Source organism: Streptomyces sp. NPDC002787, from assembly GCF_053592095.1.
Map to the genome: position 1 here is coordinate 158,358 of NZ_JBSFVC010000014.1, position 17,633 is coordinate 175,990.

17 protein-coding genes are annotated in these 17,633 nt (G+C 72.0%); 8 read left to right on the forward strand and 9 right to left on the reverse strand.

Annotated elements, in window-relative coordinates; genetic code table 11:
* Positions 1-46: 46 nt before the first annotated feature.
* The gene (locus ACWD26_RS21045) at positions 47-1,012 is read right to left on the reverse strand and encodes an NAD(P)-dependent alcohol dehydrogenase (RefSeq protein ID WP_451272153.1); all 966 of its coding nucleotides are present in this window, start codon (positions 1,010-1,012) and stop codon (positions 47-49) included.
* Positions 1,013-1,121: 109 nt separating this feature from the next.
* Between ACWD26_RS21045 and ACWD26_RS21050 the strand changes: the two genes are divergently transcribed.
* A complete protein-coding gene (locus ACWD26_RS21050) occupies positions 1,122-1,802 on the forward strand; it encodes a TetR/AcrR family transcriptional regulator (protein WP_451272155.1) in 681 nt (226 codons plus the stop codon).
* A gap of 202 nt (positions 1,803-2,004) precedes the next feature.
* The gene (locus tag ACWD26_RS21055; protein WP_451272157.1) at positions 2,005-2,886 is read left to right on the forward strand and encodes a GNAT family N-acetyltransferase; all 882 of its coding nucleotides are present in this window, start codon (positions 2,005-2,007) and stop codon (positions 2,884-2,886) included.
* A 248-nt stretch (positions 2,887-3,134) separates the two neighbouring features.
* On the opposite strand, the gene ACWD26_RS21060 is transcribed toward ACWD26_RS21055, so the two are convergent.
* The 3 genes from ACWD26_RS21060 to ACWD26_RS21070 form a co-directional block, all read right to left on the reverse strand.
* On the reverse strand, positions 3,135-5,720 hold the full coding sequence (locus ACWD26_RS21060; protein WP_451272159.1) for a bifunctional FO biosynthesis protein CofGH: 2,586 nt from the start codon (positions 5,718-5,720) through the stop codon (positions 3,135-3,137).
* 424 nt (positions 5,721-6,144) lie between these two features.
* Complete coding sequence (locus ACWD26_RS21065) at positions 6,145-7,002, reverse strand: LLM class F420-dependent oxidoreductase (RefSeq protein WP_451272161.1); 858 nt, start codon at positions 7,000-7,002, stop codon at positions 6,145-6,147.
* A 597-nt stretch (positions 7,003-7,599) separates the two neighbouring features.
* On the reverse strand, positions 7,600-8,469 hold the full coding sequence (locus ACWD26_RS21070; RefSeq protein WP_451272163.1) for a serine hydrolase domain-containing protein: 870 nt from the start codon (positions 8,467-8,469) through the stop codon (positions 7,600-7,602).
* A 312-nt stretch (positions 8,470-8,781) separates the two neighbouring features.
* Between ACWD26_RS21070 and ACWD26_RS21075 the strand changes: the two genes are divergently transcribed.
* On the forward strand, positions 8,782-10,314 hold the full coding sequence (locus ACWD26_RS21075) for a CehA/McbA family metallohydrolase (RefSeq protein ID WP_451272340.1): 1,533 nt from the start codon (positions 8,782-8,784) through the stop codon (positions 10,312-10,314).
* 105 nt (positions 10,315-10,419) lie between these two features.
* Positions 10,420-11,250 carry an SAM-dependent methyltransferase gene (locus ACWD26_RS21080; protein ID WP_451272165.1) on the forward strand — a complete coding sequence of 277 codons (831 nt, stop codon included), beginning with the start codon at positions 10,420-10,422 and terminating at the stop codon, positions 11,248-11,250.
* A gap of 25 nt (positions 11,251-11,275) precedes the next feature.
* Here the strand turns inward: ACWD26_RS21080 and ACWD26_RS21085 are convergent, their stop codons facing one another.
* Positions 11,276-12,154, reverse strand: a complete 879-nt coding sequence (locus ACWD26_RS21085; RefSeq protein ID WP_451272167.1) for an endonuclease/exonuclease/phosphatase family protein — start codon at positions 12,152-12,154, stop codon at positions 11,276-11,278.
* Between the two features lie 74 nt (positions 12,155-12,228).
* Here ACWD26_RS21085 and ACWD26_RS21090 point away from each other — a divergent pair, with 74 nt between their 5' ends.
* Positions 12,229-12,624 carry a nitroreductase/quinone reductase family protein gene (locus tag ACWD26_RS21090; RefSeq protein WP_451272169.1) on the forward strand — a complete coding sequence of 132 codons (396 nt, stop codon included), beginning with the start codon at positions 12,229-12,231 and terminating at the stop codon, positions 12,622-12,624.
* A gap of 175 nt (positions 12,625-12,799) precedes the next feature.
* Positions 12,800-13,777 carry a phage baseplate protein gene (locus ACWD26_RS21095; protein ID WP_451272171.1) on the forward strand — a complete coding sequence of 326 codons (978 nt, stop codon included), beginning with the start codon at positions 12,800-12,802 and terminating at the stop codon, positions 13,775-13,777.
* A 49-nt stretch (positions 13,778-13,826) separates the two neighbouring features.
* On the opposite strand, the gene ACWD26_RS21100 is transcribed toward ACWD26_RS21095, so the two are convergent.
* A complete protein-coding gene (locus ACWD26_RS21100; RefSeq protein ID WP_451272173.1) occupies positions 13,827-14,084 on the reverse strand; it encodes a hypothetical protein in 258 nt (85 codons plus the stop codon).
* 400 nt (positions 14,085-14,484) lie between these two features.
* On the reverse strand, positions 14,485-15,219 hold the full coding sequence (locus ACWD26_RS21105; protein WP_451272175.1) for a class I SAM-dependent methyltransferase: 735 nt from the start codon (positions 15,217-15,219) through the stop codon (positions 14,485-14,487).
* Between the two features lie 137 nt (positions 15,220-15,356).
* Between ACWD26_RS21105 and ACWD26_RS21110 the strand changes: the two genes are divergently transcribed.
* Both ACWD26_RS21110 and ACWD26_RS21115 read left to right on the forward strand, forming a co-directional pair.
* On the forward strand, positions 15,357-15,662 hold the full coding sequence (locus ACWD26_RS21110; RefSeq protein ID WP_451272177.1) for a hypothetical protein: 306 nt from the start codon (positions 15,357-15,359) through the stop codon (positions 15,660-15,662).
* A 184-nt stretch (positions 15,663-15,846) separates the two neighbouring features.
* Positions 15,847-16,404 (forward strand): hypothetical protein, encoded by a 558-nt coding sequence (locus ACWD26_RS21115; RefSeq protein ID WP_451272179.1) that lies wholly within the window; start codon positions 15,847-15,849, stop codon positions 16,402-16,404.
* Here the strand turns inward: ACWD26_RS21115 and ACWD26_RS21120 are convergent.
* Together ACWD26_RS21120 and ACWD26_RS21125 are read right to left on the reverse strand one after the other, a co-directional pair.
* Positions 16,397-16,957: an AAA family ATPase gene (locus tag ACWD26_RS21120; RefSeq protein ID WP_451272181.1), complete on the reverse strand. Its 561-nt coding sequence runs from the start codon at positions 16,955-16,957 to the stop codon at positions 16,397-16,399. The two genes, ACWD26_RS21115 and ACWD26_RS21120, sit on opposite strands and share 8 nt — an antisense overlap.
* Before the next feature lie 26 nt (positions 16,958-16,983).
* The gene (locus tag ACWD26_RS21125) at positions 16,984-17,538 is read right to left on the reverse strand and encodes a hypothetical protein (RefSeq protein WP_451272342.1); all 555 of its coding nucleotides are present in this window, start codon (positions 17,536-17,538) and stop codon (positions 16,984-16,986) included.
* Positions 17,539-17,633 lie beyond the last annotated feature (95 nt).

A 17,633-nucleotide genomic window follows, 5' to 3' on the forward strand; every position in this document is an offset into this window, starting at 1 on the left:
CGCAGTCCTCAACGAGTGGCTGTGACCAGCACCTTCCCAACAAAACCTAGTCGACCCTGACCACGTACTTGCCCCGCACCCCGCCCGCCTCCAGTGCCCGGTGTGCCGCCGCTGTCTCCTCCAGCGGGAAGACCGTGTCCACCGCCGGTCGCAGATTCCCCTCCGTCACCTGGCGGGCGAGGTCGTCGAAGAGCGCCCGTCCGGGGTTGCCGCTGAAGAAGCGCACCCGGCCGCGTCCGTGGACGGCGCTGGCCGCGATGTATCCCAGCGAGGCGACGGGCCGCGTCAGGTCGAGGGCGATGGTGACCATGCGTCCGCCGGGCTTCAGCATCCGCCGTACGGTACGCAGGTCGGTGCCCGCCGTGTCGAGGACCACGTCGAGCAATCCCAGTTCTGCGGGGGACACGGTCCGGTGGTCGGCGGCGTGGTGGGCACCGAGCGTACGGACGAAGTCGAGGTTGGCGGCGCGGGCCAGGGCCGTGACCTCGGCGCCGTACGCCTGTCCGAGCTGGACGGCGGCGTTGCCGACGCCGCCCGCCGCGCCCCGTACGAGCAGCCGTTCGCCGGGGCTCAGTGCGGCCTTGTCGCGGAGGGCCGTGACGGCCGTGGTGGCCACCGGCAGCGCGGCGGCGGCCACGAGGTCCAGCCCGGCCGGGACCCGGCCGAGCCGCTCGGGCCGTACCGTCACGTACTCGGCGGCGCTGCCGAATCCGGAGCCGCGGCCCAGGACGCCCCACACCTGGTCGCCGACCGCCACGCCGGTCGCGCCGGCGCCGAGTGCGGCGATCTCGCCGGTGAAGTCCAACCCGATGCGCTGCGGGAACTTTCGGCCGGTGACGAGGCGGACCCGACCGGAACGGGCAGCCAGTTCGCCGCCGTTCACGCTGAACGCGCGCACGCGCACGAGGACCTCGCCGGGTGCCGGTCCGGGGCGTGGCACCCGCCCCACATACAGCACCTCGGGGCCGCCGAAGCGGTCGAACAGTACGGCTTTCATCGTGCGGTCGTCCATCGCCTGCGTTCTCACCTTCACCACCAGTGGCCGTGCGGGGGATCGTGGCGCCGAGCGTAGGCTGGCAAACGGACGAGATCGTCCGTTTGACCGGAGGTGAGAGACAACGGTGGGGGATTCCTCTCGGATCGCGGGGCAGGACGGTCTGCGTGCGGACGCCCGGCGCAACCGGCGGCGCATCCTCTCGGCTGCCCGCGTGGTCTTCGCCGAGCACGGCATCGACGCGCCCATGGCGACCGTGGCCCGACGGGCGGGGGTGGGTGTGGCGACGCTGTACCGGCGCTTCCCGACGCGGGACGCCCTGGTGCGGGCCACATTCGCGCACCAGATGGACACCTGTGCTCGGGCGCTCACCGAGGCGCTGGCCGACCCCGATCCGTGGCACGGCTTCCAGCGGCTGGTCGAGACGGTCTGCGAACTGCAACGGGAGGAACGGGGCTTCCCGGCCGCGTTCGTCGCGGCCTTTCCGGACAGCACGGGAGACCATGCGCGAGTACGGGAACAGGCCGAGCGGGACTTCATGACCCTGGTCCGCAGGGCTCAGGCGGCGGGCGCGCTGCGGGCCGACTTCCACCCCTCCGACCTCGCCGTAGCCCTGTTGTCCCACTGCGGTCTGGTCACCGCACTGCCGGGTGACCGTGCGGCGTCCCGGCGTCTGGTGGCGTACCTGCTCCAGTCGTTCCGCGCCGAGGCGGCCCACGGAGCGCTGCCGGCGCCGAGCGCACTGTCGCTGCGCAGTCTCCCGCTCGCGGCCGACGGCTCCCAGGGACAGCAACCCTCCAGAGCCTGATACCAAGCGGCGCCTGCCGCGTGGCCCGCTCTTCAGGCTGCCGCGCCACTTTCGCAACAGGCCCTGGCGGTACCGCAGCAGGCGCGCACGTGGACGCGGGGCGAAGGGCGAACGGGCTCATCCGGCCACGTCAGGCGGGCCGGTGGCTCATCTCCGTTTCCGCGTTGCCCGTGGCCGAGTCCGTCGGGAAGGATGACGCGCCATGCCCCTGGATGACTGGCACCTCACCGAAGACGTCGGCGACTTCCTCGCCCGCGCCGGAGACTTCCTGCGCTCGCGGCCCGGCGCGCACGTCATGGCGCTGACGTGGGCCGAGAGAGTACGCACACGGGGGGCGGAGGCGTTCGGCGCCGAAACCGCCGTCTTCGGTGTGCTGGAGCGGGCGGGCGAGGTCCGCGCCACCTTCCACCGCCTCTCGCCCCGCGCTCTGTCCCCCACCCCGCTCACGCCCGAGGAGGCCGACGGTCTCGCCGCCCACCTGGCCGCCCTCGGGCACGCCCTTCCCTCCGTCAGCGCCGACCACGACACCGCCACCGTGTTCGCCGAGGCCTGGCAGCGGCACACCGGCGCGACGCCGAAACTCCGCGACACCCGGCTCTGTCTGTACCGCCTCGACACGCTCACCCCACCGGAGCCGACCCCGGCGGGCCGGGCCCGCCTCCTGGGCGAGCAGGACCATGAGGAAGTCATGTTCTGGTGCGGCGAGTTCGCCAAGGCCGTCGGCGAAGACATCACCATCGACGCCGGCTCCTGGCCCCACACCCGCTACGCCGACAAGCGCTACACCCTCTGGGAGACCCCGGACGGCACCGCCGTCTCGGTCGCGGGCATGAACCCTCTGATCGGCGGCCAGATCCAGGTGGACGTCGTCTACACCCCGGCCCACCTGCGCGGTCACGGCTACGCGGCCGCCGTGACGGCGGAGGTCAGCCGAGCCGCCCTGACCGCCGGCGCGAAGGACGTCGTCCTCTTCGCGGACCTGTCCAACCCCACCAGCAACGCCCTCTACCAACGCCTCGGCTACCGCCCCCTCACGAACTGGGCCACGTACGACTTCACGGGTGCCGGGCCGACGGCCGGTTGAAAAGGTGCTCCAGCGGCTGATTCGCGGTGCGGGCGGGAAGGTCGCCTGGCAGACCGGGGGTCCGGGCAGGCGCCCGCGCCTGGTGAGTTCACGGCAGGACATGACCGGGCCTGGTCGCCCAGCCCGGGTCATGTCCCGCCGGCCCGCACTGACGCGACGAGACCTCCGTGCACCGGCGCACCGCTCCCCCGGGCGACCCCTCAGCCGTCGCGACAAGCGGTGAGGCCGGGCCCCCGCCCTCCTGCACGTCAGTCCAACACCGGCAGCAGCTGCGGCAGATGGCCGTCCGAGACGGCCGCCGCCCGCTGCCGTTCCTCCGCGACCTCGCCGTAGAGGGTCGTACGCGGCCTGGCCGGGCGGCCGGCCGCGTCGGCGACGGCGATCAGGTCCTTCACGGACTTGTAGGAGCCGTACGACGACCCCGCCATCCGCGAGATCGTCTCCTCCATGAGGGTGCCGCCCAGGTCGTTTGCGCCGGAGCGGAGCATCTCCGCCGCTCCCTCGGTGCCCAGCTTCACCCAACTGGTCTGGATGTTGGGGATCCACGGGTGCAGGAGGAGACGGGCCATCGCCGTCACCGCCCTGTTGTCGCGCATCGTCGGGCCGGGGCGGGAGATCCCCGCCAGGTACACGGGCGCGTTGGTGTGGATGAAGGGGAGCGTCACGAACTCCGTGAAGCCGCCGGTGCGTTGCTGGATTCCGGCGAGGGTGCGCAGGTGGCCGAGCCAGTGGCGGGGCTGGTCGACGTGGCCGTACATCATCGTCGAGGAGGAGCGGATGCCCAGCTCGTGGGCGGTCGTCACCACCTCGATCCAAGTGGCGGTGGGGAGCTTGCCCTTGGTGAGGACCCAGCGGACCTCGTCGTCGAGGATCTCCGCCGCCGTGCCGGGGATCGAGTCGAGGCCCGCCTCCTTCGCGGCCGACAGCCACTCGCGGACGGACATCCCGGTGCGGGTCGCGCCGTTCACCACCTCCATCGGCGAGAAGGCGTGGACGTGCATGCCCGGCACCCGCTCCTTCACCGCCCGTGCGATGTCGAAGTACGCCGTCCCCGGCAGGTCGGGGTGGATGCCGCCCTGCATGCACACCTCGACCGCGCCCACCTCCCACGCCTGCTGCGCCCGGTCGGCGACCTGGTCCAGGGAGAGGGTGTACGCGTCGGCGTCCGTGCGGCGCTGCGCGAAGGCGCAGAAGCGGCAGCCGGTGTAGCAGACGTTGGTGAAGTTGATGTTCCGGGTGACGATGTACGTGACGTCGTCACCGACGGCCGACCTGCGGACGTCGTCCGCGATCTGGCACAGGGCGTCGAGAGCCGGTCCGTCCGCGTGCAGCAGGGCGAGGGCCTCGGCGTCCGTCAGCTTCGTCGGGTCGTCCGCCGCCGTGGCCAGCGCCGCCCGTACGTCCGTGTCGATGCGCTCGGGGGCCATGCCCGGTGCCGCCGCCTCGCGCAGGGCACCCCAGTCGCCGTAGACGGAGTCGAAGTCCTCCCGGCGGTCGCCGGTACGGCCCTCGGTGTCGATGGAGGTGTGCAGATCGGTACGCCCGGCGGCGACGAAGACCTCCTCGGGCTCCTGCCACGGACGGCCCTCGACGACCGCGTCCGGCAGCGCGAGGCCCGTCTCGGGGTCGGCGAGGGCCCGCACGTGCGGCAGCAGACGCGGGTCCAGCCAGGGCTCGCCGCGCGAGACGAACTCCGGGTACACGCACAGGCGTTCGCGCAGCTCGAACCCTGCGGCCCGGGAGCGCTCGGTGAGTTCCTCGATCTGCGGCCAGGGGCGCTCGGGGTTCACATGGTCGATGGTGAGCGGGGACACCCCGCCCCAGTCGTCGATCCCGGCGCCGATCAGCCGCTCGTACTCGCTGTCGACGAGGTTCGGCGGGGCCTGGATGCAGCCGGCGGGGCCCATGAGGTGCCGGGCGACGGCCACCGTGGCGACCAGCTCGTCCAGTTCCGCGTCCGGCATGCCGCGCATCGCGGTGTCCGGCTTGGCGCGGAAGTTCTGGATGATCAGTTCCTGGATGCCGTGGTAGGCGCGGGAGACCTTCCGGAGGGCGAAGAGGGACTCCGCGCGCTCCTCGTACGTCTCCCCGATGCCGATGAGGACGCCGGAGGTGAAGGGGACGGAGGACCGGCCCGCGTCCTCCAGGACCCGCAGCCGGACGGCCGGTTCCTTGTCGGGGGAGCCGTGGTGCGGGCCGCCCGGCTCGGACCACAGCCTGGTCGCGGTCGTCTCCAGCATCATGCCCATGGAGGGCGCCACCGGCTTGAGCCGCTGGAAGTCCGTCCAGGACATCACGCCGGGGTTGAGGTGGGGCAGCAGCCCCGTCTCCTCCAGGATGCGGATCGAGATCGCCCGGACGTACGCGATCGTGTCGTCGTACCCGTGCGCGTCGAGCCACTCGCGCGCCTCCGGCCAGCGGTCCTCCGGCTTGTCGCCGAGCGTGATCAGTGCTTCCTTGCAGCCGAGCGCGGCGCCCTTGCGGGCCACGTCCAGCACCTCGTCGGGCGACATGAACATCCCGTGCCCGGCCCGGCGCAGCTTGCCGGGCACGGTGACGAAGGTGCAGTAGTGGCATTTGTCCCGGCACAGCCGGGTGAGCGGGATGAAAACGCTCTTCGAGTACGTGATCACTCCGGGCCGCCCGGCCGCCGCGAGCCCCGCGTCCCGCACCCGCGCCGCCGACGCGGCCAGATCCTCCAGATCCGCGCCGCGCGCCTGGAGCAGCACCGCCGCCTCGCTCACGTCGAGCGCCACGCCGTCCCGCGCGCGTTTGAGAGCACGCCGCATGGAGTTCTCGGTCGGGCCGGTCCCGGAGGTCGCGGAAGTCGTCATCCTTCGAGCATACGAGCGGCTTGGCTCCGCGAACGGGCCGGGCGTGGTCCGGGCGCCTGACAGCTCGGGCGTGCGGGTTTCGTCGGCGGGCGCGGGTGGTGTGCGGCTGGCCGCGCAGTTCCCCGCGCCCCTGAAAAACCAGACCCTGCGGGCCTGGAAGGCGACGGTTCTGGGGGTGCGGAGGGCGATGGGCCCGCGGGCTCGAAGCGCGACGGTTCCGCGGGCCTGGAAGGCGACGGCTCCGGGGCGCGGAGGGCAATGGGTCCGCGGGCTCGAAGCGCGACGGTTCCGCGGGCCTGGAAGGCGACGGCTCCGGGGGCCTGGAAAGCATGGGGCGCAGCCCCTGCTTTTCAGGGGCGCGGGGAACTGCGCGAGAAGCCCCACCGGACCCGCACCCGCCGAAGACCCCCGCACCCCCGAGCTGTCAGGCGCCCTCCCCCAAAAACACGCCGTACTCGTCCAGCAGCCCCAACACCTCGGCCTCCCCCGCCGGAGGCAACTGCACCACAGCCTCCTCGATCCCCAACTCCGCGTAGTACGCCAGCTTCCCCGCACTCGGCTGCACCGCGTACGGCACGACCTGCAGGGCCGCCGGGTCACGCCCCGCGTCCGCCCAGGCCGTCCGCAGCACCGGCAACGCCTCGCTCAGCCCCCGCCCCCCGATCGGCAGCCACCCGTCCGCGTACTCGGCGATGTGCGCGAACAGCTTCGGCCCTGCGGCCCCGCCGATCAGCGTGCGCGGCCCCACCACCGGCCCACGGGCCTTCCGCACCGGCTTCGGGTACGCGGAGCTGGCCCGTACGCTCCCGAACTCCCCGTCGTACGCCGTCGGCTCCTCCGCCCACAGCGCCCGCATCAGCGCCATCCGGTCCCGCACCAGCTCCCGCCGGGTACGCCACTCGACCCCGTGGTCGGCGGCCTCCTCCACGTTCCAGCCGTAGCCGAGGCCGAGGGTGAGGCGCCCGCCGGAGAGGTGGTCGACGGTCGCGATCTGCTTCGCGAGGTCGATCGGGTCGTGCTGGGCGACGAGCGTGATGCCGGTGCCGAGCCCCAGCCGCTCGGTGACGGCGGCGGCCTGGCCGAGCGCGACGAAGGGGTCGAGCGTACGGCCGTACTCGCGCGGCAGCTCCCCGCCGGCCGGGTACGGGGTCGTCCGCTCGACGGGGATGTGCGTGTGCTCGGGGAGGTAGAGCCCCGCGAAACCACGTTGCTCCAGCTCGCGGGCGAGCCGGGTCGGAGTGATCGTCTCGTCGGTGAGGAAGATCGTCACGGAGATGCGCATGGGTCATCTGTAGCCGCTCGGAACGAGGATGTCCATACCGACCGGTCGGCATGCCCACCGAACGCACCCCTCGGACGCCACCCACGCAACGCGGCCCTCAAGGGGGCCCCCGTCGAGGCGCCCCCGTCGAGGCGCCCCCGTCGAAACGCGCCCCTCAAGACGCTGCCCTTGTTACGCCGCCCCTCAAGAGTCGCCCCTCTCGACGCCGCCCTCCAGACACCCCCGTCAAAACACGCCCCTCAAACGCGGCCCTCAAGGCACCCCCTCGACACCACCTCTCAAGGCACGCCCACGCGACGCCGCCCCCAGACGCCCCCGTCGAAACGCGGCCCTCACAACGCCGCCTCTCAAGACGCCGCCCAACGACGATGCCCCTCAAGACCCCGCCCCTCAAGACCCCGCCCCTCAAGACCCCGCCCCTCAAGTCCCCGCCCCTCGAGACCGCCCTCCAGACACCCCGTCAAAACACGCCCCTCAAAGCACGCGCCTCAAAACACACCCCTCGCGACGCCTCCGCTCAACACGCCGCCCCACGACGACGCCCCGTCAAAGGGCGTCCACAAGCCCGCCCTCAAGTCGCCCCTCTCGACGCCGCCCTCAGCTCACCCCCTCCCCTCTCAACCCGCCCTCCGGCGGGGCGGCAGCGAGGAGGGCCCGCTTGGCCAGGCGGTCCGTGCGGTCCCTGTCGCCGAGGCGGTGGAGGAGGATCCACCGGCCGTCGTCGTGCGCGGCGGCCACGACGGAGGAGCCGCGCGTGGCGCCGTTCTGCCACAGGATCGAGGGGCCGCGCTGCCAGGAGGGCGCGGGCTCGCCGAGCCGGCGTTCGACGAGCAGGGCGACCAGGATGTCCGCCAGCGTCCGGCACGTGGACCACAGCCCGCCGGCCGGCAGGATCGGCCCGGTCAGCGTCCACAGGGGCCGCGGCCGGCCGAACAGGCCGCGCGGCACGAGGCGTCGGTCCTCCGGCGGACACGCCGTCACCACCCCCGCCTCCAGCCCGAGCGGCAACAGGACGTACGTGTCCACCAGTTGCTGGTACGAGCGTCCCGTGACCGTCGTGAGCGCGTGCCCGAGGACGGCGTAGCCGAGGTTGGAGTACTCCTCCTGCCCCAGCCGCCCGGCCGCCAGCCGGTCCAGCTCGCGCAGCGTCTCCCTCAGGGCGGCCTCCGTGAAGTCGGCGTACGGGTCGTCCGGGGGACCCGTCGGCCCGGCGGGCAGGCGGGGCAGACCCGAGGTGTGCTCGGCGAGGTGCCGCAGGGTGATGCCCGTCCCCCTCGGCACCACGTCGACGTACTCCTCCAGCGGGGTGTCGAGCCCGACGGCCCCCTCCGCCGCCAACCGCGCCAGGACGGTGCCCGTGAACACCTTGGTGACGGAGCCGATCTCCACGTACCGGTCCGCGTCGTGGCCGTGGGCGACCCGGTCGTCGATGCCCGCTCCGCCGAGCAGGCAGGTCGGTGTCCGCACGTTCTTTCTCTCCTGTCGGACGAGTTCGGGTCAGGGCGAGGTCCCGCCCGTCACAAATGATCACCGTACGGCGACACCGGGACACCAGGACGACGGGACGACGTGTAGCGGACAGATCGACGCGGCCGCCGACGACTTGGCGGCCGTCTCCGCACGCCGTAAGCAACGCCGTGCGGAAATCTGGCGATTCCCTTCCCTTGCCCCGCAGTTCACAACCGAATACGAAAGTGGCACGCACCACCCACGCACCACTCCGCACCACCCCGCACCACCCACGCCATGTCACTCACGACCGACCTGGGGAGCAGCAGCATGTGCGACGACCACCACGGTGACGGGAACGGAATGGGAAGGCGCGCGCTGTTCGTGACGTCGGCGGCGGCTGCGCTTACGTTGGGAAGCGTGACCTTTGGGACGAGCGGCGCCGAGGCCGCGGACGGCGACCAGGAGACGAAGACGATCCGGGGGACCCTGCCCACCGGCTCCCCCGATTTCGTGTATCTGCCGGTCGAAGTGCCGTATGGAGTACGGGAGTTGAGGGTCTCGTACAGCTACGGGAGACCGACCGTCCCGGCCGGCACCGCCGGCAACGCGCTCGACATCGGTGTCTTCGACGAGCGCGGCACCGACCTCGGCGGCAAGGGCTTCCGCGGCTGGTCGGGCGGCGCCCGCACGGAGTTCTTCATCCGGGCGGAGGAGGCGACCCCGGGTTACATCCCGGGCCCGGTCCGCCCGGGCACCTGGCACATCGCGCTGGGCCCGTACACGGTGGCGCCGGAAGGGCTGCCGTACGAGATCACGATCACCCTCACCTACGGCAGGCCGGCCGCGGCGGTGAAGCCGGTGTACCCGCCGGAGCGGGCCAAGGGGCGGGGCCGGGCCTGGTACCGGGGCGACTGCCATCTGCACTCCTGGTACTCCGACGGCCGCCGTACACTCGCCGAGCTGGCGGCGCTGGCGCGGGCGGCGGGTCTGGACTTCATCAACAGCTCGGAGCACAACACCCAGTCCGCGCACGCCCATTGGGCCGAGCACGCGGGCGACGACCTCCTCATCCTGCTGGGCGAGGAGGTCACCACCCGCAACGGTCACGTGGTGGCGCTCGGTGTCGACCCGGGCACGTTCGTCGACTGGCGCTACCGCGCCCGGGACAACCGCTTCGGCAAGTACGCCCGCCAGATCCGCCGCGCGGGCGGTCTCGTCGTCCCGGCCCACCCGCACGCCACCTGCATCGGCTGCAACTGGAAGTTCGGCTTCGGCGAGGCGGACGCGGTGGAGGTGTGGAACGGCGCGTACTCGCCGGAGGACGAGGTGGCGCTCGCCGACTGGGACGGCATGCTCGTCGCGGCCGTGCGCGAGGGCCGCCAGGACTGGATCCCGGCGATGGGCAACAGCGACGCCCACCGCGACCCCGACCCCGTCGGCCGCCCCCAGACGGTCGTCCTCGCCGACGATCTGACCAGGGAGGCCATCCAGGAGGGGCTGCGGGCCGGCCGCTCGTACGTCGCCGAGTCCAAGGACGTCTCCGTGACCTTCACGGCGTCCGGGGCGCGCGGCGAGCACGCGGGCATCGGCGAACGGCTGAAGGTGGCCCCGGACACCCCGGTCACCGTCCGTCTGGAGGCGACGGGTTCGGCCGGCTGCACCATCCGCTTCGTCACCGACCAGGGCGTCCTGTTCACCTCCGCCGAGATCCCGGCGTCCGGCACCGGCTCGGCTCAGTGGCGTACGACGGCCTCGTACGCGGCGTACGTACGCGCCGAGGTCCGCCGGCCGCCCGTGATCCCGGGCTACCCGGGCCCGATGGCGGCCTTCACGAACCCGATCTTCCTGGGGCGGCGGTAGCCCTGCGGGAACCGGCGTACGGAACAAGCCGGTTGGGGCTTAAATTTGGCTCGACACGTGCGTACGTATGTGTGACGCACAGGCACGGTGGAGGAGACGGCGCCCATGACCGATCACGCGACCACGCCAGACCCGGCGGCGGCTCCGGCGGCGAAGGAGAAGGTCGACACTTCGGTGCCCGCCTCCGCCCGCATCTGGAACTACTGGCTGGGCGGCAAGGACAACTACCCGGTGGACGAGGCGGCCGGTGACGCGTACGCCGGCGCCTTCCCCGGCATCGTCACCATCGCCCGCAGCAGCCGCGCGTATCTGCGGCGCAGCATCCGGCACCTGGTGGAGGTGGAGGGCGTACGGCAGTTCCTGGACGTCGGCACCGGGCTGCCGACGGCCGACAACACCCACCAGGTCGCCCAGCGCAGCGCGCCGGAGGCGAGGATCGTCTACGTCGACAACGACCCGATGGTCCTCGCGCACGCCCGCGCGCTGCTCTACTCCTCCCCCGAGGGCGCCACGGCGTACGTCGACGCCAGCCTCTACGACACGGACCGCATCCTGGAGGCCGCCGCCGAGACGCTGGACCTGTCCCGGCCCACGGCACTGATCCTCAGCGGCATCCTGGGCCACGTCGGCGACTACGAGGAGGCCCGCGACATCGTCCGCCGTCTCCTCGCCGGTCTCCCCTCCGGCAGCTACCTCAACATCAACGAGGGCTCCCGGGGCACCGACCCGGACTACGAGCGCGCCCAGGACGCCTACAACGAGACCGGCGCCGTCCCGTACTTCCTCCGCCCGGTCGACCACATCGCCGGGTTCTTCGAGGGCCTGGACCTGATCGCCCCGGGCATCGTGTCGGTACCGCTGTGGCACCCGGACGACACGGCCCAGGGCGAGCCGAAGCCGATCGGTCAGCACGGGGGCGTGGGCCGGAAGCCGTAGGCCACGTGGGCGGGCGGCCGGGACCTCAGGTGGCTCCGGCCCCCCTCTCCGGGGCGGTCCCGGCCGCCCTCTCCGGGCTGGTCCCGGCCGCCAGGTCGGCGACGACCGCCGCGTGGTCGGAGGGCCATACGCCGTCCACGGGGCCGTCGCCCGCACGCCGTACGGCACGGACGTGGCCGATCCCGCCGGGGCCGGGCGGTCCGACGTGGATGTAGTCGACGCGTACGCTCGGCCCGAACGTCCCGGCGACGTACGGGTTCCCCTTGTCCCACGTGGCCGACGGCGCGCCCGGTTCGGCATACTCCCAGACGTCGAAGAGGCACTGCCCGGGCACGACGGGCGCGGTCTTGTAGCCGCCGAACAGCCGGATCTCGTCGGAGTCGGGCCAGGCGTTGAAGTCCCCGGTGATCACGGGCGGATGGATGCCCCCGCCCCGGTGCCGGGCCACGAACCCGGCCAGCGCGGTGACCTGGCGGCAGCGCAGCGCGGACGCGCCGGTCTCGGAGCTGAGGTGGGCGGTGAAGAAGGGGACGGGCGCGTCCGGCACGTCGAGGAGGGCGTAGAGCGCGCCGCGCCCGCTCTGTCCCTCTCCCGTCGGCAGCCCGATGGCATCCCGCTCCAGGACGGGCCACCGGCTCAGCACGGCGATGCCGATCCCGACGGTCGGGTCCCCGATCCGCCGCTGCCAGCGCTCCGGATCGCCGTACGCGCCCCAGGCCCAGTGCATGCCGAGCTCCCCGGCGAGCCACGCGGCCAGGTTCGCCCCGTCCTCGCCGTCCTGCTCCCACACCTCCTGCAACCCGACCACGTCGGGCCGCAGTTCACGCAGCACGGCGAGGATCGCCTTCTGCCGCTCCTGCCACGGCCCGAACCGCCACCACAGGTTCCACGTCACGACCCGCACCGGCCACCCACCGCCTTCACCGCGTACCCGATCCTGTAACCCGTACCTCCCACACCCCGAGGAGAACCACTCCGATGTCCCGCCATACGGACCTCAAGCAACGGGTCGTCACGGCCTTCCAACGCCACGTCGCCAACCCGGTCCTGCGCCGCGTCCCGCTCCAGACCGTCCTGGAGACCACCGGCCGCGCCTCCGGCCTCCCCCGCCGCACCCCGATCGGCGGGCGCCGCGTCGGCGACACGTTCTGGCTGGTCTCGGAGTACGGCGAGAGGTCCCAGTACGTACGGAACATCAAAGCCGACCCCTCGGTGCGGCTCCGTATCCGGGGCCGCTGGCACGAGGGCACGGCCCACCTGCTCCCCGACGACGACCCGGTGGCCCGCCTGCGGACGCTGCCCCGTATGAACAGCGCGGCGGTACGGGTGCTGGGGTCACGGCTGCTGACGGTACGGGTGGACCTGCGCGGCTAGGAACCGTTCGGCAGGCGGCAGATGACCTGCGCACGGTCCCGGACGACACCGTTTCGCTCCCGTGGCCCTGGGAAGCCGAGACCCAGCTGTCCCCGGGACCCGGCACGTCCCACGGCCCCCGCGGTGGATAGCATCTCCTGTCCCTGCCCCCCACCTACGCTTTTGGAGTCCCCCCGTGAACCGCACCCCCGGCTTCCCTCTCTCCCGCCGCGGCCTCATACGCACCGGCGCCGGCGCCTCGCTCGCGGCGCTCGGGCTGGGCGTCGGCGCGCAGACCGCCTCCGCCGCGGTGGCCGCCACCAAGCGGTTCGATCTCACACAGCCGTCGTACGACCTGTTCCGGTCCAAGGACACGCACGGAGCGCGGGTCCAGCAGAGCTTCGCCTTCGACTGGGAGAACAAGTTCCTGTTCGTGGCGACCAAGCGGAGCGGAAGCACCGAGGCCGACGGTGACCTGTGCATCAACAAGATGGACTTCGACGGGAACTACCTCTCGTACATGCACCTCGACGGCTTCGGCCACGGCGTCGCCTTCGCCGCGCTGCCGCACGGTTCCGGCACCGAGCTGTGGATCGAGTGCGCCGCGAACACCAAGGGGTACGGCACCGCGCTCGCCCCCATCACCTACCAGGCCAACACCACCCTGAGCTCGCCGGCCGGCTCGGCCGCTTACCGGCCGATCTCCGGGGCCACCGAGTACACCTGCTCCGCCGACCCGGTCTACGACCGCATGATCGTGCGCTACCACACCAGCTCCGGCAAGCGCATCGCCGTGTACCCCCTGTCCGCCTTCCGGACGGGCAGCTTCGGCTCGCCGCTGGTCGACTTCGCACAGCCGGCGATCTCCGGCACCCCGCAGGGCTACGCCCTCTACGGCTCGTACATGTACTTCCTGACGGGTGACGCGTACCCCGGCGACGGCAGCCCCGTCGGCGACGGCAACACCTACATCACCAGCATCGACATCAACACGGGCACCGTGAAGCAGGGCCCCGTCCTCAGCAAGGCCGGATCCACCCTCCACCACCGGGAGCCCGAGGGCCTGGCGGTCTACCGCACCGACGCCGGCGAGGCCCGCCTCTTCATCGGCTTCGCCACCGGCGTGGAGGGCGACCGGCGCTCCAGCATCTTCTACAAGAAGGCGCTGGTCTGAGCCGGGTCAGTCCGGGCTGAGCCCGGGGAGTTCGCGGGTGAGATCCCGGTCAGGCCTCCTCGGGTTCCAGCTCGAACGTGAAGTAGATGCTCAGTGTGTAGGGCTCGTCCTCGTCGTGCGCGAAGTCCCAGGAGACGTCGACCAGGAAGACGTCGTGCTCCGCCACCCACTCCTGCGCCTTCCGGAAGGCGTCCGCGGCGGTGGTGGCCGGGAACAGCTTCCTGGCCATGGGGTGCACCTGACTCTCGGCGTCCGAGTCGTCGAAACCCTCCGGGACGGCCAGACAGAGATCGGGATCGAGTTCCATGGACTGCGCCCTTTCGGTCGGTGACGCCGGGTAAGACCCCCGCGCCCCGGGAGAGGTTGCTCAGCCCATTACCGCCCCTGTCGGCCGTACGCCTGCGGCTCGACCCACGCGCCCGTGCGGGTCCTCGATGAAATGCCGTACGGCGTCGGGGTCCCGGAGGGTCGGGAAGTGGTCGGCGGACGGCAGCCGGGGATGTGGGCGGCGGCGATCTCCTCGTTGCGGAGACGACTTCGGGCTGGTCCTTCTCGCCGAGGAGGGGGGCGGAGGGGAGGGCCAGTTCGCCGAGCCGGTCGAAGGCCGGGGGCGCCGGGGTCTCATGGCCGTACGTCGTGAACCAGGCCGGGATCGCCGCCCGCAACGACTCGGTGGCCTCGCCCCGTGCCCAAAAGGGCCTAATCGGTCAAACCGTCGGTGGCCGACACGCCACGAACACGAACTCCTTCCCGGGGCGGTCCGGCGCGTCCCGTACCTCCCCCAGTTCGTACCCGTGAGCGATCAGATCCGCCTCGATCTCCTGGCGCTCGCGGAATCTGAGGGTGGAGTCGGAGGTGAGGGTCTCTCCGGCGCCGCCGATGACGTAGTGCCAGCGGAACGTCACCAGGGGGCCGGCGACCTCGGTCAGCTCGACCCAGCTCTCGACCGTGCCGACACCCGGGACGTCCGTCACCCCGTACGACGCCTCGCGGTTCCACATCTCCCAGGCCCGCCCGGCCGGGTCCCGGGTCTCGAAGACGAGACGGCCGCCAGGGCGCAGCGCCTCGTACGCGGCCGCCAGCGTCCGCCGCCATCCCTCCGCGTCGACGATCGCCTGCGCCACGTTGGCCGTCATCGTCACGAGGTCGACCCGCAGCGGGGGCAGTGCCGAGGCATCACCGTGAATCCACCGGACCCGGTCCGCCCCCGGCTTCGCCCGCGCGACGTCGAGGGAGGCACCGGCCGGGTCGAGCCCGACGACCTCCACCCCGCGCTCCGCCAACAACAACGCGAACACGCCCGTCCCACAGCCGACGTCCAGCACGCTCCTCGCACCGAACTCCTCCGCGAGCAGGACGTACGCGTCCAGGTCGCCGCGGTCGGGGTCGAGCGGGTCGTAGAGCTCGGCCAGCCGTCGGTCGTGGAAGATCTCGTCAGCCATGAAGTCGAACCTCCCCCGCCCAACGTCCCCTGACGCGCCGGGATTCACGCGACACGGAGTGGGTGCTCTGGAGCCGCTGGCATGGACGGACCGGGCTCGAAGGCACGGTGGCTCGTTCGTGTGGCCGTGAGCGCGGTGTGGGCGGGGGCGTTGGTGGGCACGGGGGCGCCGTCGGCGTCCGCCGGGGCGCAGGGCTGCAGTCAGCGGACCTGCATCGAGGTCCGGGGCAGGGTCTGCGCGTCGAGACGATCTCCACGGCGACGACCTGGAACGGCGACTTCACCGGCCATTTCCACATCTGGGGCGGCGGCATCCACACCAACAGCGCGACCGGCTTCTGGGGCTGCCACCAGAAATTCACGGTCCCCGTCCACCGCGACCTCCCCAACGGCGCGGTGCTCTGCGCCGAGGGCTGGGAGCACCTCAACGGCGGTATGGAGTAGCGGGCGGGCCTGCGCGGAGGTTCACTTCTGAGGGATGGTTGCCGGGAACCTCAGATCCTGCTCTGAACCCCCGTCTTCGCCTTGTTGACGTTCGCGGCCCGATGCCATGATCACGGCCTCGCCCGGTGACCAACGGGCTGAACAACGGGGGTAGTTCATGTCACACGCATCTCGTACGTCACGCATGTCACGCACGTCCCGCCGCACACTCGCCGCCCTGACACTGCTCTCGGCGGCGGTCGTCCTCTCCACCACCGCCTGCTCGTCGAGCGGCGGCAACGGGGCGGCGGACGAACAGCCGGTACGAGCGGCCTCGCCCAGCCCGGCGAAGGCGACTCCGGCGGCGGTCTCCGACGAGGCCGACGCCGACGTCGAGGCCGACGCTTCGGAAGTGTCCGTGGACCGCGCCCCGGACCTGAACATGGACGGCCGGATCGTCCTGCGTCAGAACCGTACCCAGGGCAGCGCGTCCCTGGAGTTCGGCGAGGCGAAGAAGGGCGACGGCGAGGCCTTGACCGTCGCGGTGGAGTGCGAGGGCAAGGGCAGGATCGAGGTCGTCCTGCGTTCCGTCGGCGCCTCCTTCCCCATGGAATGCCTCGACGGCGAAGTGACCGGTATCGCCAACGTGTTCGCCGTCGAGGGAGCGGCCGGTGCAGGCACCGTCTCCGTCACCAGCCCGTCGAACGTCCACTGGTCCCTGTCGATCGGCCGTAGCGAACCGACGGAGCAGGACCTCAGCTGATAGGTCCGCTACGGATGGCTCCGTCCTGTGCGTGGCGGAGTACGGCATCGGCCAGTTCGCCCGGGCTGGACTCACCGTCCAGGAACACCGTGTCGGTGGGCAGGGTGTCCATGGCAGCCGCGCACGCCGCGATGCGCTCCTTGCACCACCGGCGGACCCGTTCGTCCTGCTCGGGGTCGTCCGGCGTGAAGCTCCGGCCGTCGATCCGGGCGGCCAGTACGTCCTCGGGCACCTTGAGGAAAAAGTGGTGGAGGGGGATGCCCGCGGCCCCGATCGCGCCGAAGACCTCGGCCATGTACGCGGGGTTCACGAGGGTCATCGGCGCGAGGACCGGCCGCCGGTACTCCTCCGCCAGGCCCACCAGCATCTCGGCCACCTGCCGCCGCCAGAGCCGCAGATCCTGGAAGTCCCCGGTCGGCACCTCCACGATCTCCCTCAGCACATAGCCGATCACCTCGGGATCGCACACCAACGCCTCGGGCCACCGCCCCCGCAGCTCCTCGACCAGCGTGGTCTTGCCGCTCCCGAAGGCCCCGTTCACCCATACGATCATCAGCCGATCGTATTCGTCCCCGCCGGTCAGATGGTCCGTGCGAACGCGGCGAGGGTGCCGAAGTCCGGTGCGCACAGGCCGAGTCGGGGGTCGGTGCGGTGCAGCAGGGCGGAGCCGGGGTGGCGGCCGGCCACGAAGTCCCGGTCGGGGACACCGATCTCGTCGTCGACCCACGCGAACGGCCGCCCGGCCGCGTGTTCGACGAGACGTGGTGTCTTCCAGAACACCCCCGGGTGCTCCGCGACACCGGACACCCCCGACCCGCCCGTCTCGGGCCAGTCCACCACCGGCAGCTCCGGCAGCCCGAGGACCGGTCCGATGTACGTGTTGGCCTCACCGACCCACGTCGTCGCCCACACCAGGTCGAACAGCTCGCTCAGCTCCAGCAGTTGACGACCGTGTTCCGGGTTGAGCCAGACCCGCAGCGGCTTGACGGACGCCGGGGGCCGCCCCGGATGCTGGGCGAGCCAGCCCCGCGGTTTCATCCGATGCGTCGCGTAACCGTCGGGCCGACGCTCCGGCTTCGCGGCGTACGGGTTCAACGGACCGTCCACGTCCAGGTAGAGGAGAGGCCGGCTCACCACGAAACACGCCCAACGCACCCAACGCGTCCGCAGCACCCGCAGCACCTGAAGCGCCCTGCCCGCCACCCTTCCCGCATTGGAACATCATCGTG